Raw genomic sequence first — 22,498 nt, forward strand, 5'->3', positions numbered from 1 at the left:
ACCGGCGGGCGCCGGCCACTGCGAGTGTGATCCGAAGGGGCAGCCGGGGACGTGGGAAAAGCCTGATGGCGACGCCATATTCCGCAGCGTCGCCGTGTCACCCGCCGCCGCGTGCCGGCTCAGGCGGCCTGCTCGCCGGCGAGCCGCGGCCCTTCCAGCAAGGCCTTGCGCACGCTGGCCACGACAAGGTCCACCTCGGCGCTGGTGACCTTGAAGTGCGGGGTGAAGCGCAGGGAATTGACGCCGCCATGGATCACGCCCACGCCGTGCTCGCGCAGGTATTCCTCGATCGAGCCGGCGCCGTAGCACTTGTACTGCGGCGCCAGCTCGCAGGAGAACAGCAGGCCGGTGCCTTGCACCTTGGTGATCAGGCCACCCAGCTCGTCCTTCAGCGCTGTGAGCTTGTCCACGAACTCGCGACCGCGGGCGCGGATGTTGTCGCGCACGTCATCGGTCAGCAGGTCCAGCGTGGCCAGCGCCACGTCGAGCGCGCGCGGGTTGGCGGTCATGGTGTTGCCGTAGGTGCCCTTGCGGTAGAGCGCCGCGGTGCGTTCGGTCACCGCCAGCACCGAGAGCGGATACTGGCCGGCGTTGAGCGCCTTGGAGAAAGTCTCCATGTCCGGCGGGGGCAGCTCCTCGAAGCCGGGGTAGGCGGTGATCGACAGCACGCCATGGGCGCGCAGGCCGGCCTGGATGGAGTCGACCAGCAACAGGCTGCCGTGCGCCTCGGTCAGGGTGCGCGCCGCCTGGTAGAACGCGGGCGTGACCGCGCGGCCGGGGTCGCCTTCGCCCATCACCGGTTCGAGGAACATCGCCTCGATGAACCAGCCATGCTGCTCGGCTTCGGCAAACACGTTCTGCAGCTGCTCGACGTCGTACGGCGCCACGGTAATCACGCTGTCCTCGTGGCGGTAGCTGGCGAGGTTCTGCTGGTAGGCCTTGCGGCTGGAATCGGAATACAGCGCCGGCCGATCGGTGCGGCCGTGAAAGGCCCCTTTCACCGCCACCCGCTTGATCGTGCGCCCGGCGTGGCGCGCGCCGGCGTCGGTCATCGCCTTGGCGTTGACGTCGGCGATGCGGCAGGCCAGCGTCACCGATTCGGAGCCGGAATTGAGGCACATGTAGCGCGCGTACGGATTGCCGCCGCGGCGACGGCCCAGCTCGTCGTTCATGGCCTGGGTGAAGCGCCATTGCGACACGCTGGGCGACATCACGTTGGCCATCACCTGCGGGCGCGCCAGTGTGGCCAGGATCGCGGGCTGGTTGTGGCCGAAACCCAGCATGCCGTAGCCACCGTTGTCGTGCAGCACGGCGCCTTTCAGCGTCACCACCCACGGCCCGCGCGCGGCCGCCGGCAGGTACGGGTTGATGGCATCGTCGGGGTAGAAGTTCACCAGGCCGGCCTGCGCTCGCGTCAGCTGGTCGCTTTCGTCCAGGCGCAGGAAATCGGCCATGTCGGTGCGCAGTTCGCGATGACGCGCCACGGCGTCGGTGACCGCCTCGCCCAGGTTCGGATCGATCGCCGCCATGCGCTCGATGCTGGCGTCATCCAAGCCGCCGGTTCTCGGCTTGCCGCCGAATTCGCGCAGTTCGCGCAACTGATCGATCACGCCCATCTGACTACTCCGTCGATCTCCCGGCCGGTGGTTGCCTGCGTGGCCAGGAGTGCATACGTATCGGGAAGGGATACGCGGTAGCCGGCATTTCCGAGCTTGATTTCTGCGTCAGCCGCCAGGTTTCGCGGGGAAAAACCGACCTCAATGCCGGCAGGATAACGTGCGTCGCAGGCGCCCGGTACCCCTCCATGACGTCTGTCACAGGTGATGGCTGACGCCCCCAACTGCCGGAAAAGTCTTGTGCCGTGCACGATAAATCGCCCTCGTGGAGATCGACATGAACCTCGCTTCCAACACCGTCGCACGCCTTGCCGGCGCCACCCGACGCTACGGCCGGCAGACGGCGCTGGATGCCGTGGATCTCGTGGTGCAGCGCGGCGAATTGCTGGCCCTGCTGGGCCCCAACGGCGCCGGAAAAACCACCGCGATCGGTTTGCTGCTGGGCTTGGCGCGGGCTGACGCCGGCACGGTGGAGCTGTTCGGCATGGACCCGCAGCGGATCGAGGCGCGTCGGCGCATCGGCGTGATGCTGCAGAGCGCCGAGCTGCCACCCACCTTGCGCGTGGGCGAGCTGCTGCGGCTGACCGCCAGCTATTACCCCGCGCCGCGCCGCATGGAGGAAACCGCCGCCATGGCCGACATCGGCGACCTGCTGAAGCGCCCCTACGCGAGGCTTTCCGGCGGCCAGCAGCGACGTGTGCAATTCGCGCTGGCGCTGTGTGGCCGGCCGGAACTGCTGTTCCTGGACGAGCCCACCGTGGGCATGGACATCGAGGCGCGCCACCGGCTGTGGGCGGCGATCCGCCAGCTGATCGCCGAGGGTTGCTCGGTGTTGTTGACCACGCATTACCTGGAGGAGGCCGAGGCGCTGGCCGATCGTGTCTGCGTGATGACGCGCGGCCGGGTGATCCACGAAGGCACGGTCGAGGCCTTGCGGGCACGCGTGGCACTGCGGCGTATTCGCTGCGTAAGCGCGTTGCCGACCGAAACACTGCACGGATGGCCGGAGATTTCCGAGGTGCAGCGCGAAAACGAACGCCTGCACATCACCGCCGCCGACGCCGAGAGCGTGGTGCGACGTTTGCTCGCGGCCGACCCGCATTTGCGCGAACTGGAGGTGCAGCGTGCCGGCTTGGCCGAGGCGTTCACCGAACTCACCCGGGATGCCGCCGAAACAGCCGGCACCGACCAACGCGAGGCTGCCTGAAATGGAAACCGCCATGCCTGCCCAGACCCTGGCCATGCCGCGTCGTCGCGTGATCGGCGCGTATCTCGAAGAAGCACGCAGCGAGTGCCTGCGCTACATGCGCGCGCCCGGTTTCATGCTGCCGATCATGCTGTTTCCGGCGATGTTCTACCTGCTGTTCGGCGTGCTGATGGCCAAGGCGAACGGCGCCGATGCGGCGCGCTACCTGCTCGCCAGCTACGGCGTGTTCGGCGTGATGAGCCCGGGCCTGTTCGGTTTTGGCGTGTCGCTGGCGCTGGAACGCGACGGCGGCCTGCTCACCTTCAAGCGTGCGTTGCCGATGCCGCCGGGCGCGTACCTGCTCGGCAAGATGCTGATGGCGATGGCCGCCGCGACGGTCGTCATCGTGCTGTTGCTGGCGCTGGCGCTATCGCTGGGGCATGTGGCGCTGGGCGTGGCCCAGGCCGGCGCGCTGCTGCTCACCGGGACGCTGGGCGTGTTGCCGTTCTGCGCGCTGGGCATGTTCGTGGGCACGCTGATCAAGGGGCAGGGCGCACCGGGCATGCTGCAGCTGATCTACCTGCCGATGTCGTTCATGTCCGGGCTGTGGTTTCCGCTGCCGATGCTGCCGAGCTTCCTGCAACGGATCGCGCCGGTGTGGCCCAGCTATCACCTGGACAGGCTGGCGCTGGCGGCCGTGGGAATGAACGACGAACCGCTGCTGGGCCATCTGGCGGTGCTGCTGGGTGTCACCGCCGGCTTCGCGCTGCTGGCGGCCCGACGCCTGCGCCGGCACGGTTGAAGTAGCATGCGACGCTCGAACGCTCGGCGAGGCTAGCGACATGAATCGACGCATCGCGACCTTCCTTTCGCCCGCCCCGGATTCGCTGGCGGCGGCCACCCTGCGACGGGGCAAATCGCCATGGGTGGATGCGGTGCACCTGCTGTGGTCGTTCTGGTTGTTCGTCACGCCGCTGTGGAGCCGCGACGGCTGGGACGCGCGCTGGGTAGCCTTCACGCTGGCCAGCTACCCGGTGTTTCTGCTGCTGTACTACAAGAGCGTGGTGGCGCCCCGGTCCACCGCACGCGGCTACGCGCTGGGGCTGGTGCTGCTGAGCATGGTCATCGTCCCGTGGTACCCCAGCGGCCTGACCTACTTCGTCTATGGCTGCGTGATGCTGCGCGTCTGCCGCATGCGGTTTCACGTGTACCTGGCGTCGCTGGCCGCGCTCAACGCTGCCCTGCTGCTGGAAACGTGGCTGCTGCAGTACCCCTGGCAGGCGATATTCACCATCCCGCTGACCTCGTTCATCATCGGCATCGTGATCAACGCGGAGCGCAGCAGTGAAGAGAAGGACGCCCAGCTGCAGCTCTCCCATGACGAGGTGCGCCGGCTGGCCGCGACCGCCGAGCGCGAGCGCATCGGCCGCGACCTGCACGACCTGCTCGGCCATACGCTGTCGCTGATCACCTTGAAGCTGGAGCTGTCGCGCAAGCTGATCGATCGCGATGCCGACGCCGCCCGGCGCGAGATCGAGGACGCCGAGAAAGTCGCGCGTCACGCCCTGGCCGAAGTGCGCAGCGCGGTGACCGGCATCCGCACGACGGACCTGGCCGCCGAACTGGCATCGGCCCGGTTGCTGCTGGCCTCCTCGACGGTGCACCTGGATTACGGCCCGCCACCGGAGCTGCCCGGCGAGATCGAACGCGGCTTGTCGCTGGTGCTGCGCGAGGCGGCCACCAATATCGCGCGCCACGCCACGGCCAGCCGCGCGCGGTTCGAATGGATGCACGAGCACGCCCGCGTCTGCATGCAGGTCAGCGACAACGGCCGCGGCGGCATCGACGGCGACGGCAACGGATTGAGCGGCATGCGCGAACGGGTGCGGGCGCTGGGCGGCAGCTTGACGATCGACTCGCCGCGCGGCCAGGGCACGTGCCTGAAGGTGGTCGTGCCGGTGCCCGCGCTGCGCCTGGTGGAGACACCCTCCGCGTTCACCGATCCGGCGCCACAAGACCGCACCACGACGCTTTCGGAGCAGCCCGCCGCATGAAAACCTGCCGCTTGTCGAACATCGCCACCGGCTCGTTGCGTGCGGCCGGCCGGGGAGCAGAGGCATGATCCGCATCCTGCTGGCCGAGGACCAGGCCATGGTGCGCGGGGCGCTGTCGGCCTTGCTGGGGCTGGAATCGGACATCGAGGTGCTCGGTTCGGCAGCCGATGGCGAAACCGCCTGGCGCGAGCTGCAGCGACTCGTTCCCGACGTGCTGGTCACCGACATCGAGATGCCCGGCCTGACCGGGCTGGAGCTGGCGCAGCGCATCAAGCGCCACGAATTGCCGATCAAGGTGGTCATCGTCACCACCTTCGCGCGGCCCGGCTTCCTGCGCCGCGCGCTGGATGCGGGCGTGTCGGGCTACCTGCTGAAGGACGCGCCCGCGGAAAACCTCGCCGAGGCGCTGCGCACCGTGCACCGCGGTGGCCGCGCGATCGATCCGCAGCTGGCGCTGGAGGCGTGGTCGGAGGCCGACCCGCTGAACGACCGCGAACGCCAGGTGTTGCGCCTGGCCGGCGAAGGGCAGGGCGCGGGCGACATCGCCTCGCAACTCAATCTTTCGCACGGCACCGTGCGCAATTATCTGTCCGAGGCGATCGGCAAACTGGGCGTCAGCAACCGCATCGAGGCCTACCGGCTGGCACGTCAGAAAGGCTGGCTTTGACGCCGGTGCCACGGCGCATGGGCCTGCGGGCGTGCCGGCCGGCGTTCGCTGCGGGATAATGCGCCGTTTCCCGCCAGGCGCGGGCGCCACGCGAGTCCCAGGTGAAGAAGTCCGATTTCGATTTTGAGTTGCCGCCCGAGCTGATTGCGCAGGCGCCGCTGGCCCAGCGCTCGGCCAGTCGCCTGCTGCTGCTGGATGCTTCCGCGCCCGCGTTGCAGGACCGCATGTTTCGCGAGTTGCCGCAGATCCTGCGGCCCGGCGATCTGCTGGTGTTCAACGACACGCGAGTGTTGCCGGCGCGCCTGTTCGGGCACAAGAGCACCGGCGGTGCGGTGGAGATCCTGATCGAGCGCGTTACCGGCGCGCACGAGGCGACGGTGCAGCTGGGCGTCAGCAAGAAGCCGAAGGTTGGCGCCCGCATCGAGCTGGCCGATGGCAGCCACGCGCTGGTGCTGGGGCGCGACGAGGGCTTCTTCCAGTTGCGTTTCGAGGCGCCCGAGCCGCTGGAGAAACTGTTGCTGAAGCTGGGCGAGATGCCGCTGCCGCCGTACATCGCGCGGCATCCCGACGCCAGCGACATGGAGCGCTACCAGACCGTCTACGCGCGCGAGCCCGGCGCCGTGGCGGCGCCCACGGCGGGCCTGCATTTCGACCAGGCCACGCTGGACGCGCTGCGCGAGCGCGGCATCGATACCGGCTACATCACGCTGCACGTGGGCGCCGGCACGTTCCAGCCGGTGCGTGCGGAGAACCTCGAAGACCACCACATGCACCGCGAATGGCTCAACGTGGGCGCGCACCTGATCGGGCAGATCCAGCGCACCCGCGCCGCCGGCGGGCGGGTGATCGCGGTGGGCACCACGGTGGTGCGCGCGCTGGAAAGCGCCAGCAGGGATGGCCAGCTGCATCCTTTCGCGGGCGAGACGCAGATCTTCATCTTTCCCGGCTACCACTTCACCGCCATCGACGGCCTGCTCACCAATTTCCACCTGCCGCAATCGACGCTGCTGATGCTGGTGTCGGCACTGGCCGGGCGCGAGGTGATCCTGGATGCCTACCGCCATGCGGTGGCGGAGCGCTACCGGTTCTTCTCCTACGGCGACGCGATGCTGATCCTGCCGCCAGCCGGTTGAGGTGTTTGGATGGGCAGCCCGTGCATGTACTCGTCATCCTCGCGAGACGCTTTTCAACAGCCGAAGGCTGGTCAAGCGAGGATCCAGTGACCTTGGCGCGCGAAGAGGCTGAAGTCACTGGATTCCTGCTTGCGCAGGAATGACTGACATGGACTTTGGGGCGCCGTTGGGATCAGGCCGGAAACGCCTTGTCCAGCCAGGCCGGTACCGGGATGGCTTTTTCGCGCAGGAACGGCGGGTTGAACAGCTTGGCCTGATAGCGCGTGCCGGCGTCGGCCAGGATGGTGACGATGATGTGGCCCGGGCCCAGCTCGCGCGCCAGCCGGATCGCGCCGGCCAGGTTGACGCCGCTGGACCCGCCGGCGCAGATGCCTTCCTCGTGCAGCAGGCGATGGATCAGCGGCACCGATTCGTCATCCGGGATCGACCAGGCCAGGTCGATCGGGGCGTCGGCGAAGTTTGCCGTGATGCGGCTGGAGCCGATGCCTTCGCTGATCGAACTGCCGCTGGCCAGCAGCTCGCCCGCGTTGATGTAGTGCGCCAGCGCCGAGCCGGCCGGGTCGGCCAGCGCAATGCGCACGGCCGCGTTGCGCGCCTTGAGTGCGCGGCCCACGCCGGCCAGCGTGCCGCCGGTGCCGGCGGCGCAGACGAAGCCGTCGATCCTGCCTGCCGTGTCCTCCCAGATTTCCACGCCCGTGGTGGTCTCGTGGTAATCGCGGTTGGCGGTGTTGTCGAACTGGTTGGCAAACCACGCGCTGCCGGGCTTTGCTGCGTTCAGCGCCTCGGCATGGGCGCGGGCGTGATGCGCATAGTGGTTGGGGTTGCTGTACGGCACGGCCGGTACCAGCCGCACGTCGGCGCCGGAGACGCGCAAGGTGTCGATCTTCTCGCGGCTCTGCGTCTCGGGCATGAAGATTACGGTGCGGTAGCCGCGGCTGGCGCCGATCAGGGTCAGGCCGATGCCGGTATTGCCCGCGGTGCCTTCCACGATGATGCCGCCGGGCAGCAGCTCGCCGCGTTGTTCGGCATCGAGGATCAGGCCCAGCGCGGTGCGGTCCTTGATCGAGCCGCCGGGGTTGATCAACTCCGCCTTGGCCAGGATGTCGCAACCGGTGAGTTCGGAGGCATGGCGCAGACGCAGCAGCGGGGTGTGTCCCACGCTGGCGGAAAGATCGGGGCGAATACTCATGAGCGGTGTGGCCGTGGACGAAAGTTTCAATAGTGACGCATATCAACGATTGTGCCCCCATCCGCAGAACGGATGGAGGCACGGGGTGTTGCGCAGTGGTCGCGCTCAGGCGGCCGGCGGCGGCACCAGGCGCAGGTACGACTTCAGGGTCTTCCAGCCGTTCGGGTAGATCGCCTTGGCCTCTTCGTCGGATACGGACGGCGCGATGATCACGTCCTCACCGGCCTTCCAGTCGACCGGGGTGGTCAGCTTGCGGCCGTCGGTGAGCTGCAGCGAGTCGAGGATGCGCAGCACTTCGTCGATGTTGCGGCCGGCGCTGGCCGGGTAGGTCAGCACGGTGCGCACCTTCTTGTTCGGGTCGATGAAGAAGATCGAGCGCACGGTGGCGGTGGAGTCGGCCTTCGGATGGATCATGCCGTACAGCCCGGCGACCTTGCGGTCCTGGTCGGCCAGCAGCGGGTAGTTCAGCGCGGTGCCGCCCACGTCCTGGATGTCCTTGGCCCAGCCGTGATGGTCGGCGACCGAGTCGACCGACAGGCCGATCAGCTTGGTGTTGCGGGCGTCGAATTCGCCCTTGCGGCGGGCGAACGCGCCCAGCTCGGTAGTGCACACCGGGGTGAAATCCTTCGGGTGCGAGAAGAACACCACCCAGCTGTTGCCCGCGTACTCGTAGAAATTGGTCGACCCGGCGGTGGAGTCGATGGTGAAGTCGGGGGCGGTGTCGCCAAGCTGAAGGCTCATGGGAAGGTTCTCCGGTAGTTGGTGCCAACGAGCATGCGTCCACGGGGCGTCAAAGGCTAATGGCATGTTCGAATAAACATATATGCGTTTAGATGTTTAGACGGCTATTGACAGGTCTCCATAAAGCATTTAGTGTGCGCGTCACTCATCGAGACCGGCGGAGGGACAGGCCCTTGGATGCCGGGGCAACCTGCGAGGCTGCATTTTCGCGACGGTGCCAACTCCTGCGGAGGTGTCGGATCGACATCAACCGGTAGATGGGCGTCATGCGTAACCGGCGATTCCGCCCGTTGCGCCGGGCGGCCCTTCCGGTCTTCGCAGGCGATGACGATCGGAGAGCCGCATGACCCGTCAGCCCGAAATCAGCCCGACCCACACGGCCTCCATCGTGGAGTTTCCGGCGACGCGTGCGCGTGGCGAGCTCGGCACGCAGCGCAGCAGCCGGCGGCTGACGCTGACGCCCAAGTACGGCAAGGGCCCGTGCGAAGTCGACGTGCGCTACCTGTGGTGCGGCGCGGCCGACGCGCCCACGGTGGCGGTGCTGGGCGGCATCTCGGCCACCCGCGATGTCACCACCCTGGACGAGAGCGGCACGCCCGGCTGGTGGCAGTCGCTGGTATCCGCCGGTGGCGGCGTGGACCTGGATCACTACCGGGTGCTGGCTATCGACTGGCTGACCCCGAACGAATTGAACGCCGCCGCGGTGTCCAGCGAGGACCAGGCCGACGCGCTGGCCGCGTTGCTGAGCGCCCTGGGCATCGCCCAGCTGCATGCCTTCGTCGGCGCCTCCTATGGCGCGATGACCGCGCTCGCGTTCGCCCAGCGCCATCCGCGCCATGTCGGCCGGCTGGTATTGCTGGCCGGCGCCCACCGCTCGCACCCGCTGTCCACCGCCCAGCGCAGCGTGCAGCGCGGCATCGTGCGCATGGGCCAGGCCACGGGGGAGGTGGATCAGGCGCTGTCGCTGGCACGTCAGCTGGCGATGACCACCTACCGCGGCAGCGCCGAGTTCGGCCGCCGTTTTTCCGGCGAGCCGCAGTGGCGCGGCGACCGCTTCCACTTCCCGGTGGAGGACTACCTCGACCACGCCGGCCAGCGCTTCGTGGAGCGCTTTGACGCCGACCGGTTCCTGGCCCTGTCCGAATCGATCGACCTGCACGAGGTGGCGCCCGAGCAGGTGCACGCGCCGTCCACGCTGATCGGCTTTCCGTCCGACCGGCTGGTGCCGCTGGCCGACCTGTGCGAGCTGCAGCGCCGGCTGCATGGGCCGGCCACGCTCGAAGTGGTGGAGTCGCCGTACGGCCACGACGCCTTCCTGAAAGAACCCGAACAACTGGTGCCGCTGTTGCGCCAGGCCCTGCGTTGAACGCCCCCGCGGCCTGTCCGCCCTCGAGCCATTGCGCATACACCGCTACACAAGGAATCCGGAGAACCCCATGAGCGAGACTTCCGCCCCCAGCACCCGCGCGGTGCGTGCCGGCATCGAGAGCGACACCCAGCACGGCGCCGTGGTGCCGCCGCTGCACCTGTCCAGCAACTACAGCTTCGCCGGGTTCGGCAACAAGCGCGTCTACGATTACTCGCGCAGCGGCAACCCCACGCGCGACCTGCTGGGCAATGCGCTGGCCGAGCTGGAGCAGGGCGCCGGTGGCGTGATCACCTCCAGCGGCATGTCGGCGGTGGCGCTGGCGCTGGAGCTGGTGCCGGCCGGGGCAAGGGTATTGGCGGCGCACGATTGCTACGGTGGCACTTGGCGGCTGCTGGACGCCTGGGCGAAGAAGGGCCGTTTCACGCTGGAATTCGCCGACCTCACCGACCCCGCCGCGTTGGCCCGCGGCCTGGCCAGCAAGCCGGCGCTGGTCTGGGTGGAAACCCCGTCCAACCCGCTGCTGCGGATCACCGACGTGCGCCACGTGACCCAGGCGGCCCACGCGGTGGGCGCACTGGTGGTGGTGGACAACACCTTCCTGTCGCCGGCGTTGCAGCAGCCGCTGGCGCTGGGTGCGGACGTGGTGCTGCATTCCACCACCAAGTACATCAACGGCCACAGCGACGTGGTCGGCGGCGCGGTGGTGGCGCGCGACGCAGCGGTTGTCGACCAGCTGAAGTGGTGGGCCAACTGCAATGGTCTCACCGGCGCGCCGTTCGACAGCTACCTCACCTTGCGCGGCCTGCGCACGCTGTCGGTGCGGCTGCGCCAGCACCAGGAAAACGCCGAGCGCATCGCCGCGCGGCTGGAGTCCCACGGCGCCGTGCGCAAGGTCTACTACCCGGGGCTGGCGAGCCATGCCGGCCACGCGCTGGCGGCGCGCCAGCAGAAAGGCTTCGGCGCGATGCTGAGCTTCGAGCTCGATGGCGATCTGCAGCAGGTCGAGGCCTTCGTCAACGGCCTCGAATATTTCTCGCTGGCCGAGTCGCTGGGCGGCGTGGAGAGCCTGGTGGCCCATCCCGCGTCGATGACGCATGCCTCGATGGCACCGGAGGCGCGCCGCGCGGCCGGCATCGCCGACAGCCTGCTGCGCCTCTCGGTGGGCATCGAGGACGGCGACGACCTGTTGCGGGATCTGGACGGCGCGCTGGAACGCGCGCAGGCGGTGCTCTCCAAACGTCGGGTCAGCGCATGAGTGTGCCGGCCAGTGACGCATCGCCCTTCGTCCGTCGCGACACCGCCGACATCGCCCTGGTGCTGCTGGGCACCGGCGTGGTGGGCGGCGCCCTGCTGGAGCTGTTGAAAACCCCGGTGGCGAAGCACGTGCGCCTGATCGGCGTGGCCAACTCGCGCCAGCAGCAGATCGACGCGGACGGCATCGCCTCGCGCGAGTTGCGCGGTTCCTGGCAGCAGCACGGCCAGCCGCGCGACGACGACGCCCTGCTGGCGGCGCTGGACGCCAGCGGCAACCGCTTGAAAGTCGTGGTCGACGCCACCGCCTGTACGGCGCTGGCTTCGCGCCACGCCGACTGGCTGGCACGCGGCTATCACGTGGTCACGGCGAACAAGTCGCTGGCGGGCGGGCATCTTTCCGGTTGGCGCGCGCTGCAGGCGGCCCGTGCCCATGGCGGCAGCTACGGCGATGCCGCCACGGTCGGCGCCGGCTTGCCGGTGATCTCCACGTTGCGCCGCCTGCTTGGTTGCGGCGACAGCCTGCTCACGCTGGAAGGCGTGTTCTCCGGCTCGCTGTCCTACCTGTTCAACCAGTACGACGGCAGCCAGCCGTTCTCCGCGCTGCTGCGCGACGCGCGCAAGCTCGGCTATACCGAGCCCGACCCGCGTGCCGACCTTTCCGGTGAGGACGTGGCGCGCAAACTGCTCATCCTGGCCCGCAACGCCGGCTTCGCCCTGGGCAGCGAAGAGGTGATCGTGGAAAGCCTGGTGCCCGAATCCCTGCGCGATCTGGACACCGAGCAGTTCCTCACCCGGCTGGAAGAGCTCGATGCCCCGTTGGCCGCACGCCACGCCGATGCCCAATCACGCGGCAACGTGCTGCGCTACCTGGCCCGCCTCAACCAGCGCGGCCGTGCCCGCGTCGGCCTGGTGGAAGTTGCGCCGAGCCACCCGGCCGCACGGCTCAACGGCACCGACAACCAGTTCGCCATCACCACCACCCGCTACAACACCACGCCACTGGTGATCCAGGGGCCGGGCGCCGGTCCGGAAGTGACGGCGCAGGCGCTGCTTGGCGACGTGCTGGCGTTGGGCTGAGCCTCGCCGCGACCGCTTTGTAGGAGCGACTTCAGTCGCGATGCTCTTCGCCACGTGCCCCATGGGAAATCCATTCCGCGGGCCGTGACAGGAAAGTATCGCGGCTGAAGCCGCTCCTACGGGCAAAAAAAACGCTCCCGCGCGAGGCGGGAGCGACGTCGGCCCTCAGAACGCGTAGCGCACCCGGCCGTACCAGTAGGCGCCGTTGTTGCCGATCGGCGAGATCACGTCGTACGGGAAATTCTCCGCGTAGTTGATGTCGCTGTTGGAGCGGGTCGGGTACTGGTTGGTGAGGTTGTAGCCGCCCAGCGCGAGGGTGAAGCGCGGCGTGGCGTGGAACGCCACCTCCGCATCGAGCTGCCAGCGTGCCGCATAGGTCTGTGTCGGCTCGTAGCCATCGCCGAAATCGAACACGCGGGTGGTCGCACCCTGGCGGATCACGCGGCCCAGCAATCCCCAGCGTGCGCTGTCCCAGCGGGCGCTGAACGAGCCGCGCTGGCGCGGCGCGGCGTCGGTCAGCGTGTTGCGCTCCTCGTCGCCGAACAGCACGTTGCCGGCGCCGATCGCGGTCAGTTGCGCCGGTGTGTCGCGTACTTTGCGGATGTCGGTCTTGTTGTGGCTGTACGCGGCGGTCAGCAGCAACTGGCCGCCGGCCAGCGGCGTGCGGTAGTTGCCCACCAGTTCGGCGCCGCGCGTGCGCGTGTCCACCGCGTTGGTGAAGAACGCCACGCTCTGCACGCCCGGCACGCCGAACTGCTGCAGGATGTAGTCCTCCAGGCCGTCGCTGCGGATGGTCTGCGACAGGGTGACGCGATTGTCGATGATGATCTGGTAGACGTCCAGGCTGGCGTCGAAGCCACCGCCGAGCTGCGCGGTGAGGCCCAGGCTGAAGTTGCGCGACTTCTCCGGCGTCAGCGGCACCGCGCCCAGACCCCGCGCGATCGGGTTGTTCACCGACAGGATGCGCCCGGTGACCAGCTTGCCGTCGGCGCCGTAGCCGGTGGTGGTGGACTCGAAGCCGATCTGGCTCAGCGACGGCGCGCGGAAGTTGTTGGAGGCCGCGCCGCGCAGCGCGAAGCCCGGAACGAACTCCCAGCGCGCGCTGAGCTTGCCGCTCCAGTTGCCGCCGAAGTCGCTGTAGTGCTCGTAGCGGGTGGCCGCATCGACGAACAGGTGATCGGTGAGGTCGCTGGAAACCTCCGCGTACACCGCCTTGACGTGGCGCGAAAGATTGGCCGCGTCCTGCGGCTGCAGGCCGCCGCCGGCCTGCGCGCCGGCCGGCGCGTCGAGTACCGGACCGACCGCGTACGAGGCCGGGTCACCCGGCCGGGTCACGAAGCTCTCGCGGCGGAATTCGCCGCCCACGGCGAGAGTGAGCGAGCGCTCGCCCACGTCGAACGCGCGGTTGGCATCGAGGTTGGCGCTGCCCTGGTCGAAGCGGTAGCTGCCGATGTGGAACGCCGTGGGGCTGTCCGCGCCCAGCGACGCATTGAGCGAGTGGCGCAAGTCGTAGTCGAAGCCGTTGCTGCCCCAGTTGAAGCTGCCGTCGTAGCTCCACTCGCCGGCGGTGCCCTTCACGCCGGCCGCCGTTTGCACGTCGCGGTTGTGGCCCAGCGATTCGGGCCGGTAGCCCTCGGGGTAGATCGAGGGGATGTTGGCGCTGCTGTCCGGGTAGCGGAAATAGTTGTCGCCGATGGTATGGCGCTGGGTATAGGTGCCGAACCAGTAGAGCCTGGCCGTGTCGCCCAGCGGGATCTCGCTGTTGAGCCAGCCGTTGTAGCTCTCGCTCTGCGGATCGCCGGCCGCGTAGTTGCGCTTGCCGCGCAGGGCCAGGTTGGCCGGCGTGGGATCGGCCAGCCAGTCCGGCACGGTGTCCAGGCCGGCGCGGTTGGTGGCGTCGTGGTGGGTCACTTCCACGCCCGCGCGCAGGAAACCGCTGCCGCCCAGCCGGGTGCCGAAATTGGCGGCGCCGTAGCTGCTCTGGCCATCGGTGAGGGTTTGCTGGCTGGGGGCGAAGTAGGTGTGGTTGACGCCGTAGCTGCTCTCCAGTTCGCCGCCTTCTGGCGAATCCTTGAGGATGATGTTGACCACGCCGGCGATGGCGTCGGAGCCGTATTGCGCACCGGCGCCGTCGCGCAGCACCTCGATGCGCTTGATCGCGCTGATCGGGATCGCGTTGAAATCCACCGGCGTGGTGCCGCGGCCGATCTTGGTGTCGGTGTTGACCAGGGCCGAGGTGTGGAAGCGCTTGCCGTTGACCAGCACCAGCACCTGGTCGGGCGAGAGCCCGCGCAATTGCGCGGCGCGCACGTGATCGGAACCGCCGGAATTGGACTGCCGCGGGAAATTGAACGAGGGCAGCAGGTTGGCCAGTGCCTGGCCAAGTTCGCCGTTCAGCGCGCCGGCGTCGCGCAGGTCGTCCGGCGTGAGCACGTCGATCGGCACCGGCGATTCCAGCGCGGTACGGCTGCTGGCACGCACGCCGGTCACCACCACCTGATCCAGCGTCCTGGCCTGGTCGGCGTCGGCCTGCTGGGCGTGGGCGGGCAACGTGGCGAGACCGGCCAGCAGCACGGCGGTATAAAGGCGGCTGTGCCGCGGGAGGGCGATGGCGGTGGACATGAGCGGTTCCTTCGATGGCGCGTGCCATCGGCGGGGACGCGATGGCGGGGATGTGGGAGTGGGGCGGCGCGGATGGCGTCGCGGAGGGAATCTCAGCGACAGCGGCGGCACCGCGGCGTCATGCGCCGTGGCATGAGCTTTTCGTGGCGATGGTCGTGATGCACGTCGTGGCAAGTCCCTGGGCGAGGGCAACGCCGCTGGCGAAAGACAAGGGTTGCCTCGCGACGAGGTTGCTGCCAATACTCTATCGCCAAACCCGTCTATACGTATAGACGTCCAAATGATCATCGGAAATGTGCTAATGAAATTTCGTTTGCTTTTGAGCCTGGGACTGCTGGCGCTGCTGGCCGGCTGCGCCACGCAACCGGGCGTTGCCGACGCCGTGCTGCACGGCGATGCCGCGCATCCGGCGCAGACCCAGGGCTGGGTCGACACCCGACTGTATTTCGGCCTGGGCCTGGCCGACCAGCCGCAGCAGGGCATCAGCGAGCAGGCGTGGCGTGAGTTCCTCGACCGCGAGGTCAGCACGCGCTTTCCCGACGGGCTCAGCGTGATCGACGTCTACGGCCAGTGGCAGGGCAGGCAGCAGGCCCATCCCGAGCGGCTGCGCTCGAAGATGCTGGTGATCGACTACCCCGACACGCCGGCCAACCGCGCCAAGGTCGAGGCGATCCGCGCGGCGTGGAAGCAGCGCACCGGCGACCAGTCGGTACTGCGCGTGACGCAGCCCGCCGACGTGTCGTTCTGACCCGCCCTTTCACCTGCAGGCTTCCCACGTGACGACTTCGCGCAACCGCTGGTTCGCCCCCGGCGACCTCAATGGCTTCCTCGGCCTGGTGGTGGACAACCTGTCCATCATGGCCTTCCTCGCCGCGGCGCTGATCGGCATCTTCGGCTTTCCCGCCGACATCGTTTTCCTGCGCATGTTTCCCGGCACCGCCTTCGGCGTGCTGCTGGGCAACCTGGCCTACACGGCGATGGCGCGCCGGTTGGCGCGGCGCAACGGGCGCGACGATGTCACCGCGATGCCGCTGGGGCTGGATGCGCCCACCAGCATCGGCATGGCGTTGCTGGTGCTGGGGCCGGCCTTCCTCGGCTTCCGGCAGGGCGGCATGGACGAGCATGCGGCGGCAATCGCCACCTGGCAGCTGGGCATGGCTTCGCTGGTGGTGATGGGCGTGCTGAAGTTCGTGCTGTCGTTCTTCGGCGCGATGGTGCAGCGGCACGTGCCGCGCGCCGGCCTGCTCGGTTCGATCGCCGGCATCGCGCTGGTGCTGATGGGCTTCCTGCCGCTGGTGGAAATCCTGAAGCTGCCGGTGGTGGGCTTCGCCGGGCTCGGCGTGGTGCTGTACGCGCTGGTGGCCAGGGCGCGCATGCCGTTCGGGTTGCCCGGCGTGCTGGTGGCGTTCGTGGTTGGCGCGCTGCTGTATTACTTGCTGGGGCCGCTGGGCTGGCTGGGCGCGGGCTATCACGCGCCAGCCGCATGGCAGTGGCGCTTCGCGTTGCCGTGGCCGACGCTGCAATGGGTTGACGGGCTGGCGTACGTGGTGCCGTACCTGCCGCTGATCCTGCCGTTCGGCCTGCTGATGGTGGTGGGCGGCATCAACGTCACCGAGAGCGCGCGGGCGGCGGGCGACGATTATTCGACCCGCGACATCCTGCTGGTGGAGGCGCTGGCTACGCTGGCGGCGGGCTTCTGCGGTGGGGTGGCGCAGACCACGCCGTACATCGGCCAACCCGCGTACAAGGCGATGGGTGCACGCAGCGGCTATACGCTGCTCACCGGCATCGTGATCGGGCTGGGCGGCATCTTCGGCTACCTGTCCAATCTGGTCGAACTGCTGCCGCTGCCGGTGCTGGCGCCGATCCTGGTGTTCGTGGCCATCGGCATCACCGTGCAGGCGTTCGAGGCCACGCCGGTGCGCTACGCGGCGGCGGTGGTGTTCAGCTTCTTCCCGGCGATCGCGCGGATGCTGACGATCAAGCTCAGCGACCCGGCCTACGTGTCGCCGGAACATTTCGCGCGGTTGTTCAACGACGGCGCGCACGGCATTCCGGAACTGGCGGTGATCACCGTGCTGGGCAACGGTTTCATCATCACCGCGATGGTGTGGGCCAGCTTCGTGGTGGCGCTGATCGATGCGCGTCCGTTGCGCGCCGCGCTGATCCTGCTGCTGGGCGCGGCGCTGAGTCTGTTCGGCGTGATCCACTCGGTGGAGTTGTCCGGCGGCATCTACCTGCCGTGGCAGCTGGATGCGCCGCTGCAGGGCATGGTGTGGCAGTTCGCCGGGGCCTACCTGGTGCTGGCCGTGGTGCTGGTGCTGCTGTCGCTGGGCGGTTTGCGGCGCGCCAACGGTGCGGTACGCTGAAACGCGAACGCGCGGCTCGTGGCCGCGCGTTCGCGTCGATCGGAAGGGCGCGGCTCAGTGCCCGGTGATGCGCTCGGCGGTTTCCTCGTCCGGCGGTACCAGCGGCTGGCCCGGGTCGACGCGCGCTTCCAGCTGTGCCGCTTCCACCGACGGCGTGCGCCAACCGCTCTTCACGCCCCACAGGTAGAACACCAGCCCGATCACGGCCACCACCACCAGGTCCCAGCCGTACGACAGGTAGCCCTTGCCGCCAAACGTGGTGCTGCCGGCCCAGGACACCACGGCCAGCGTGGGCAGGTAGAACACCAGCCACCAGGCACCCTTCATCTGCCGGCCGAAGTCGTGCCAGCCGGCCTTGGCCTGGTAATAGAAATACACCGGCAGCGCGACCACCATCAGCAGGATGATCTGGCCGGTCAGCGGCCACTTGGCCCAGTACAGCAGCTCGGTGGACATGACGAAGGCGACGCCGGCCAGCAGCGGCAGGCCGCTCAATCGCAGGGGGCGGATCAACTCCGGTGCGGTGCGGCGCAGGGTCATCACGCTGACCGGGCCGGTGAGGTAGGAAATGATCGTTGCCACCGAAATCACCGCCGCCAGCGCGCCCCAGCCGCGGAAAAAGAACAGGAACATGAACGACACCGCCAGGTTCACCCACATCGCCGGCCGCGGCACGCCCCACTTCGGATGCACGCGCCCCAGGATTTTCGGCAGCGTGCCGTTGCGCTCCATGCCGTAGAGCATGCGCGCGGTGGTGGCGGTGTAGGTCATGCCGGTGCCGCTGGGGCTGACCACCGCGTCGATGAACAGCAGCGTGGCCAGCCACTGCATGCCCAGGATGATCGCCAGGTCGGCGAACGGCGAGCTGAAGTTGATGCCGTGCCAGCCCACGTTGGCCAGCATCTCGCGCGGTACCGCGCCGATGAACGCCACCTGCAGCAGCACGTAGACCACCGTGGCCAGCAGGATCGAGCAGACGATCGCGAACGGGATGCTGCGGCCTGGGTTGCGCGCCTCGCCGGCCAGGTTCACCGGGCTCTGGAAGCCGTTGAAGCTGAACACGATGCCGGCGATCGCCACCGCGGTGAGGATCGAGGGGAAGTCCGTTTCGTGCAGTTCGCCGTGAATGCCGACCGCAAAGTTTTCGGCATGGAAGCCGCTGGCGATCAGCAGCAGCGCGGTGAGCGCGGGGATCACCAGCTTGAACAGCGTGATCGCGGTGTTGGAGCGCGCGAACAGCTTCACGCTCCAGTAGTTGAACAGGAAATACACCACCACCAGCGCGCCGGCGATCATCAGGCCCAGCGTGCTCAGTTCGCCGTGGCTGCCGGGTACCTGGTGGTACAGGCCTTGGGCCCACTGCCATTTCCACGACGACATGTACTGGGTCGAGGCTTCCGCCTCCACCGAGATCACCGACACGATGGCGATCCAGTTCGCCCACGCTGCGATGAAACCCACCAGCGAGCCGTGCGAATAATGCCCGTAGCGCACCATGCCGCCGGATTCGGGAAACATCGCGCCCAACTCGGCATAGGTCAGCGCCACCGTCATGATGATCGCCGCGCCGATCACCCAGGCCCAGATGGCGCCGGGGCCGGCAATCTGCGCCGCCCGCCATGCACCGAACAGCCAGCCCGAGCCGATGATTGAACCCAGGCCGGTAAGCATCAGGGCGAACGGCCCCACGTCGCGGCGAATCTGGCTGGCTTGGGACATGGAAACTCCTGTGCGGGCGCTGGCGCGAGAAAAAAGAGCCCGATGGTTGCAGAGTCCAACGGCGGCTGTCATCTACCACTGGTCATGGCGTTCGGCGCCTCCCACGGCCCGACGCGACGAGGCGTGCAGGCCGGTGGAGGCGGCCCCACCGACATTGCGTTCATCCGCGATGCGATCCCGCGCATGCCGCGCGGCGGGTGCGTGCAAACGGCGCTGCCCGAACTGACATGGGTCACCCGGCGGCGCGCGATGACGCGCTAGCATCGCCTCGTCCGCGGCACGCTTGCCGCCTGTTGGAGTCGCTCCGCATGAAGCCCCTCTGCACCGTTCTCGCCCTGGCCTGTGCGCTTGCAATCGCCGTTCCGGTCCAGGCTTCTGCGCAGCATGTCCATGGGCATGCTGGACACGAGGCTGCAACCGAGGCACCGGCGCCGGCGCAGCGCTGGATTCCCGACGCGCCGTTGCGCCAGGGCATCCGTCGCGCCAACACCGCGGTGGAGCAGTTGCGCCATTACGAGATGGGCCACATGAGCGCGGCGATGGCCGTCGATCGTGCCGCCGATGTCGAGGCGGCGGTCCACTTCATGTTTGCCCACTGCAAGCTGAGCGCCGAGCCGGATGCCGCCTTGCACGGCATCCTGGTGCCCTTGCTCGGCGCGGCGCAGTCACTGAAGGCCAACCCCGGCGACGTCGCGGCGGTGGCGACCATGCGCGAGGCGCTTGCGCGTTATCCGCACTACTTCGACGACCCTGGCTGGGACACGCCGCTGCCGGTGGTGTCCGACGATTGAAAACATCACCGCGGCATCGTTGATGCAGGTCATGGCCGCTGCCGGCCGGGCGGCCGATAGTGGCGGCCTCGTCATGCATTCGCGGTACGCCCATGTCCACCTGGTATCCCTGGATCGTCCTGCTCCACCTCGCCTGCGCCATCGTTTTCGTGGGCGCGGTGGCGTTCGAGGTACTGGTGGTCGAGTCGCTGCACAAGCGGTTCGACACGGCCACCATGCAGCGCATCGAGCAGGCGGTGATGGCGCGGGTGCGGCGCTTCATGCCGGTGGTGGTGGTGCTGCTTTTCGTCAGCGGCGGCGTGCTGTTCGACATCCGCTGCGACGGTTTCGCCTGCGTGGGCTCGCGCTTCGGCAACTGGCTGCTGCTGAAGGTGGTGCTGGCGTTTGCGGTGCTTGGCGTGTTCGTCAACGCGATGTGGGCGATGCGCCGTGGGAAGATGAACGTATGCCGCTTCAGGCACACGCATCGCGTGGTGCTGGCATTGATGGTCGGCATCGTGTTTCTCGCCAAGACCATGTTCTACTTGTAACGATCATTTCCCCAAGGAGTTGCAGCATGTCCAACGTCACCTTCCATGGCAATCCGATCCGCGTCGATGGCCAGTTTCCCGCGGTGGGGTCGGCGGCGCCGGCGTTCAGCCTGGTCGCGGCCGATCTTGCCGACACCACGCTGGCGAAATTCGCCGGCAAGCGCAAGGTGCTCAACATCTTCCCCAGTGTCGATACGCCGACCTGCGCCGCCTCGGTGCGCCACTTCAACGAATCGGCCAGCAAGCTCGACAACGCCGTGGTGCTGTGCATCTCGGCCGACCTGCCGTTCGCGCAGGCGCGTTTCTGCGGCGCCGAAGGCCTGGACAAGGTGGTCAACCTGTCGCTGATGCGCGGGCGCCAGTTCCTCGACGACTACGGCGTGGCGATCGCCGAAGGTCCGTTGGCCGGCCTGGCCGCGCGTGCGGTGGTGGTACTGGACGAGCACGACAAGGTGCTGCATGCCGAGCTGGTCGGCGAGATCGGCAACGAGCCGAACTACGACGCCGCGCTCGCTGCCTTGGCGTGATCGACGCCCACTAGCGCGAGCAACTCTAGGAGCGACTCAGTCGCGATGCTCTTGTTTGTCGGCTCCCAAAAGAGCGGGCCTCGAAAGAAGAAGCATCGCGACTGAAGTCGCCCCTGCAATCGCGGCCATATCTTCGGGACGGCCGCGCTCAGCGGCCCACGCCCACCACCGGCACGCCGAAGGCGCGCCCTTCCGGATGCAAACCCAGGCCGAACTTCAGGCTGCGCCCGATGCGCTGGGCGTAGTCGAGCATCTGCGCGGCGTTTGCCTCGTCGAGTTCCTCGCCGCAGGTTTCCCGCCACAGTTCGAGCCAGCGGTCGAAGTGCCTGGCCTGGATCGGGTGTGGCCGGTGCGCGGCCATCGGGTTGCCGCGATAACTGCCCGCGCGCAACGCCACCGACGCCCAGAACGAGGTCAGCAGGCGCTTGTGCTCGTCCCAGTCATGCACGGCGGCGTTGAATATCGGGCCGATGTCCGGGTCGCGTCTTACCTTCTCGTAGAAATGGTCGACCAGCGTGGCGAGTAGGGCTTCGTCCAGTGCGGCAGGTGGGTTCATTCGGTTCGTGACTTGGAATGAAGGGCGCACGGCGAACCGCGCGCCCGGAGGGTGGCTTGCTGTTGGCGTCGAGCTTACTTGCCCAGGCTGAGCGTACCCTTCATCAGCGCGGCGTGGCCGGGGAAGGTGCAGAAATAGGCGTACTGCTCACCGGCCTTGAGCTTGGCCACATTGATGGTGGCGGTGTCGGACTGACCGCCGCCGATCAGCTTGGTGTGGGCAATGATGCGGGCATCACCGGGCTTCTCGTAGCTGTTGGCCGCGCCGGCCTTCATGCCGTCGGCGATCACGCCGGCCTCGTCGGCGCTGTGCGACAGCACCCAGTTGTGGCCCATCGCGGCGACGGGCAGCTTGCCGGTGTGCTTGAGGGTCACCGCGAACGTCTTGCAGGTCTTCGGCACGGTGATGGTTTTGACGTTGAACTGCATGGCGTCGTTGGCTTCGACGGTGGTGGCGCATTCGGCGGCCATCAGCGGGGTGGACAACAGGCCGAGCAGGGCAATTGCGATCAACTTGCGCATGGGGAATTACTCCGGCAGAGGGGACATGGATAAACTGCAGGCCGATTGTGCCCCCGCCGCGCAGGCGTCGGCACTGACTTGGATCATCGCCGTGCGGCAAGCCGTACGCGACACTGTCGATGCCAGACGAGGTAAAGCTGATGACGCATGTGGTCACCGAAAATTGCATCAACTGCAAGCACACCGACTGCGTGGAGGTGTGCCCGGTCGATTGTTTCCATGCCGGCCCGAATTTTCTGGTGATCGATCCGGACGAATGCATCGACTGCACCTTGTGCGTCGAGGAATGCCCGGTGGGCGCGATCTTCCCCGAACTGGACGTGCCAGCCGGGCAGGAAGGTTTTCTGGCCATCAATGCGGAGCTGGCGCGCGAGTGGCCGGTACTGACCAGCAAGATCGCCGCGATGGAAGACGCCGCCAAGTGGGACGGCGTGCCGAACAAGTTGCCGCTGCTGAAGCGGAGTCTGGAGGAGTGAGTGAAGAGGAGTGAGGAGTGAGAAGGCGGCGACGAACGCCGGCTCCTCTCCCACTTCTCACTCCTCTTCACTCACTTCCAGCGCTTCAAAAAAAAGCCGGG

The 22,498-nt window shown here is 67.9% G+C and carries 21 protein-coding genes and 1 riboswitch; of the genes, 14 read left to right on the top strand and 7 right to left on the bottom strand.

Features of this window, described 5'->3' with window-relative positions:
- Positions 1-119: 119 nt before the first annotated feature.
- Positions 120-1,616: an aminotransferase class III-fold pyridoxal phosphate-dependent enzyme gene (locus ABD017_RS16005; RefSeq protein ID WP_343883806.1), complete on the bottom strand. Its 1,497-nt coding sequence runs from the start codon at positions 1,614-1,616 to the stop codon at positions 120-122.
- Between the two features lie 277 nt (positions 1,617-1,893).
- On the opposite strand from ABD017_RS16005, the gene ABD017_RS16010 reads away from it, so the two are divergent.
- From ABD017_RS16010 to queA, 5 genes are all read left to right on the top strand, one after another.
- Positions 1,894-2,823, top strand: coding sequence for an ABC transporter ATP-binding protein (locus ABD017_RS16010; RefSeq protein ID WP_343883807.1), 930 nt, complete (start codon positions 1,894-1,896; stop codon positions 2,821-2,823).
- A gap of 1 nt (position 2,824) precedes the next feature.
- Complete coding sequence (locus tag ABD017_RS16015) at positions 2,825-3,604, top strand: ABC transporter permease (RefSeq protein WP_425543756.1); 780 nt, start codon at positions 2,825-2,827, stop codon at positions 3,602-3,604.
- Between the two features lie 40 nt (positions 3,605-3,644).
- Complete coding sequence (locus tag ABD017_RS16020; RefSeq protein ID WP_343883809.1) at positions 3,645-4,856, top strand: sensor histidine kinase; 1,212 nt, start codon at positions 3,645-3,647, stop codon at positions 4,854-4,856.
- A gap of 64 nt (positions 4,857-4,920) precedes the next feature.
- Positions 4,921-5,523 carry a response regulator transcription factor gene (locus ABD017_RS16025; protein ID WP_343883810.1) on the top strand — a complete coding sequence of 201 codons (603 nt, stop codon included), beginning with the start codon at positions 4,921-4,923 and terminating at the stop codon, positions 5,521-5,523.
- 101 nt (positions 5,524-5,624) lie between these two features.
- A complete protein-coding gene (gene queA, locus ABD017_RS16030; protein WP_343883811.1) occupies positions 5,625-6,656 on the top strand; it encodes a tRNA preQ1(34) S-adenosylmethionine ribosyltransferase-isomerase QueA in 1,032 nt (343 codons plus the stop codon).
- A gap of 172 nt (positions 6,657-6,828) precedes the next feature.
- Here the strand turns inward: queA and ABD017_RS16035 are convergent, their stop codons facing one another.
- A complete protein-coding gene (locus tag ABD017_RS16035) occupies positions 6,829-7,845 on the bottom strand; it encodes a cysteine synthase A (protein WP_343883812.1) in 1,017 nt (338 codons plus the stop codon).
- Between the two features lie 105 nt (positions 7,846-7,950).
- Positions 7,951-8,586, bottom strand: coding sequence for a peroxiredoxin (locus tag ABD017_RS16040; protein ID WP_343883813.1), 636 nt, complete (start codon positions 8,584-8,586; stop codon positions 7,951-7,953).
- 142 nt (positions 8,587-8,728) lie between these two features.
- Positions 8,729-8,850: riboswitch (SAM riboswitch) on the top strand.
- A 79-nt stretch (positions 8,851-8,929) separates the two neighbouring features.
- Here ABD017_RS16040 and metX point away from each other — a divergent pair.
- The 3 genes from metX (at position 8,930) to ABD017_RS16055 (ending at position 12,286) form a co-directional block, all read left to right on the top strand.
- Positions 8,930-9,952, top strand: a complete 1,023-nt coding sequence (metX, locus tag ABD017_RS16045; RefSeq protein WP_343883814.1) for a homoserine O-succinyltransferase MetX — start codon at positions 8,930-8,932, stop codon at positions 9,950-9,952.
- A gap of 70 nt (positions 9,953-10,022) precedes the next feature.
- Complete coding sequence (gene metB, locus ABD017_RS16050; protein WP_343883815.1) at positions 10,023-11,210, top strand: cystathionine gamma-synthase; 1,188 nt, start codon at positions 10,023-10,025, stop codon at positions 11,208-11,210.
- On the top strand, positions 11,207-12,286 hold the full coding sequence (locus ABD017_RS16055; protein ID WP_343883816.1) for a homoserine dehydrogenase family protein: 1,080 nt from the start codon (positions 11,207-11,209) through the stop codon (positions 12,284-12,286). Before metB ends, ABD017_RS16055 begins: the two co-directional genes overlap by 4 nt.
- Positions 12,287-12,451: 165 nt before the next feature.
- Here the strand turns inward: ABD017_RS16055 and ABD017_RS16060 are convergent, their stop codons facing one another.
- A complete protein-coding gene (locus ABD017_RS16060) occupies positions 12,452-14,908 on the bottom strand; it encodes a TonB-dependent receptor plug domain-containing protein (RefSeq protein ID WP_343883817.1) in 2,457 nt (818 codons plus the stop codon).
- Between the two features lie 301 nt (positions 14,909-15,209).
- On the opposite strand from ABD017_RS16060, the gene ABD017_RS16065 reads away from it, so the two are divergent.
- Together ABD017_RS16065 and ABD017_RS16070 are read left to right on the top strand one after the other, a co-directional pair.
- Positions 15,210-15,656 (top strand): DUF3574 domain-containing protein, encoded by a 447-nt coding sequence (locus ABD017_RS16065; RefSeq protein WP_343883818.1) that lies wholly within the window; start codon positions 15,210-15,212, stop codon positions 15,654-15,656.
- Between the two features lie 28 nt (positions 15,657-15,684).
- Entirely contained in the window at positions 15,685-17,277 is a 1,593-nt protein-coding gene (locus ABD017_RS16070; RefSeq protein ID WP_343883819.1) for a hypothetical protein, read from the top strand.
- A gap of 54 nt (positions 17,278-17,331) precedes the next feature.
- Here ABD017_RS16070 and ABD017_RS16075 read toward each other — a convergent pair whose 3' ends face one another.
- On the bottom strand, positions 17,332-18,996 hold the full coding sequence (locus ABD017_RS16075; protein ID WP_343883820.1) for an APC family permease: 1,665 nt from the start codon (positions 18,994-18,996) through the stop codon (positions 17,332-17,334).
- A 308-nt stretch (positions 18,997-19,304) separates the two neighbouring features.
- On the opposite strand from ABD017_RS16075, the gene ABD017_RS16080 reads away from it, so the two are divergent.
- From ABD017_RS16080 to tpx, 3 genes are all read left to right on the top strand, one after another.
- Positions 19,305-19,787: a DnrO protein gene (locus ABD017_RS16080; RefSeq protein ID WP_343883821.1), complete on the top strand. Its 483-nt coding sequence runs from the start codon at positions 19,305-19,307 to the stop codon at positions 19,785-19,787.
- Between the two features lie 92 nt (positions 19,788-19,879).
- On the top strand, positions 19,880-20,317 hold the full coding sequence (locus ABD017_RS16085) for a CopD family copper resistance protein (protein WP_343883822.1): 438 nt from the start codon (positions 19,880-19,882) through the stop codon (positions 20,315-20,317).
- 26 nt (positions 20,318-20,343) lie between these two features.
- On the top strand, positions 20,344-20,844 hold the full coding sequence (gene tpx, locus ABD017_RS16090) for a thiol peroxidase (RefSeq protein WP_343883823.1): 501 nt from the start codon (positions 20,344-20,346) through the stop codon (positions 20,842-20,844).
- A 148-nt stretch (positions 20,845-20,992) separates the two neighbouring features.
- Here the strand turns inward: tpx and ABD017_RS16095 are convergent, their stop codons facing one another.
- The gene (locus tag ABD017_RS16095) at positions 20,993-21,400 is read right to left on the bottom strand and encodes a group III truncated hemoglobin (protein ID WP_343883824.1); all 408 of its coding nucleotides are present in this window, start codon (positions 21,398-21,400) and stop codon (positions 20,993-20,995) included.
- A 74-nt stretch (positions 21,401-21,474) separates the two neighbouring features.
- Positions 21,475-21,921, bottom strand: a complete 447-nt coding sequence (gene azu, locus ABD017_RS16100) for an azurin (RefSeq protein ID WP_343883825.1) — start codon at positions 21,919-21,921, stop codon at positions 21,475-21,477.
- Between the two features lie 140 nt (positions 21,922-22,061).
- Here azu and fdxA point away from each other — a divergent pair, with 140 nt between their 5' ends.
- Complete coding sequence (gene fdxA / locus ABD017_RS16105) at positions 22,062-22,397, top strand: ferredoxin FdxA (RefSeq protein WP_343883865.1); 336 nt, start codon at positions 22,062-22,064, stop codon at positions 22,395-22,397.
- The last annotated feature ends 101 nt before the right edge of the window (positions 22,398-22,498 follow it).

Source organism: Rhodanobacter caeni (assembly GCF_039523575.1).
GTDB classification, from domain to species: Bacteria; Pseudomonadota; Gammaproteobacteria; order Xanthomonadales; family Rhodanobacteraceae; genus Rhodanobacter; species Rhodanobacter caeni.

Excerpts from the sequence above, each read along its gene's own strand:
- ABD017_RS16020 (WP_343883809.1), top strand. The coding sequence starts at position 3,645 with ATGAATCGACGCATCGCGACCTTCCTTTCGCCCGCCCCGGATTCGCTG.
- ABD017_RS16065 (WP_343883818.1), top strand. The coding sequence starts at position 15,210 with ATGAAATTTCGTTTGCTTTTGAGCCTGGGACTGCTGGCGCTGCTGGCC.
- ABD017_RS16080 (WP_343883821.1), top strand. The coding sequence starts at position 19,305 with ATGAAGCCCCTCTGCACCGTTCTCGCCCTGGCCTGTGCGCTTGCAATC.
- ABD017_RS16005 (WP_343883806.1), bottom strand. The coding sequence starts at position 1,616 with ATGGGCGTGATCGATCAGTTGCGCGAACTGCGCGAATTCGGCGGCAAG.
- ABD017_RS16025 (WP_343883810.1), top strand. The coding sequence starts at position 4,921 with ATGATCCGCATCCTGCTGGCCGAGGACCAGGCCATGGTGCGCGGGGCG.
- ABD017_RS16040 (WP_343883813.1), bottom strand. The coding sequence starts at position 8,586 with ATGAGCCTTCAGCTTGGCGACACCGCCCCCGACTTCACCATCGACTCC.
- ABD017_RS16060 (WP_343883817.1), bottom strand. The coding sequence starts at position 14,908 with ATGTCCACCGCCATCGCCCTCCCGCGGCACAGCCGCCTTTATACCGCC.
- tpx (WP_343883823.1), top strand. The coding sequence starts at position 20,344 with ATGTCCAACGTCACCTTCCATGGCAATCCGATCCGCGTCGATGGCCAG.
- metB (WP_343883815.1), top strand. The coding sequence starts at position 10,023 with ATGAGCGAGACTTCCGCCCCCAGCACCCGCGCGGTGCGTGCCGGCATC.
- ABD017_RS16015 (WP_425543756.1), top strand. The coding sequence starts at position 2,825 with ATGGAAACCGCCATGCCTGCCCAGACCCTGGCCATGCCGCGTCGTCGC.
- azu (WP_343883825.1), bottom strand. The coding sequence starts at position 21,921 with ATGCGCAAGTTGATCGCAATTGCCCTGCTCGGCCTGTTGTCCACCCCG.
- metX (WP_343883814.1), top strand. The coding sequence starts at position 8,930 with ATGACCCGTCAGCCCGAAATCAGCCCGACCCACACGGCCTCCATCGTG.
- ABD017_RS16055 (WP_343883816.1), top strand. The coding sequence starts at position 11,207 with ATGAGTGTGCCGGCCAGTGACGCATCGCCCTTCGTCCGTCGCGACACC.
- ABD017_RS16075 (WP_343883820.1), bottom strand. The coding sequence starts at position 18,996 with ATGTCCCAAGCCAGCCAGATTCGCCGCGACGTGGGGCCGTTCGCCCTG.
- ABD017_RS16085 (WP_343883822.1), top strand. The coding sequence starts at position 19,880 with ATGTCCACCTGGTATCCCTGGATCGTCCTGCTCCACCTCGCCTGCGCC.
- fdxA (WP_343883865.1), top strand. The coding sequence starts at position 22,062 with ATGACGCATGTGGTCACCGAAAATTGCATCAACTGCAAGCACACCGAC.
- ABD017_RS16095 (WP_343883824.1), bottom strand. The coding sequence starts at position 21,400 with ATGAACCCACCTGCCGCACTGGACGAAGCCCTACTCGCCACGCTGGTC.
- ABD017_RS16035 (WP_343883812.1), bottom strand. The coding sequence starts at position 7,845 with ATGAGTATTCGCCCCGATCTTTCCGCCAGCGTGGGACACACCCCGCTG.
- ABD017_RS16010 (WP_343883807.1), top strand. The coding sequence starts at position 1,894 with ATGAACCTCGCTTCCAACACCGTCGCACGCCTTGCCGGCGCCACCCGA.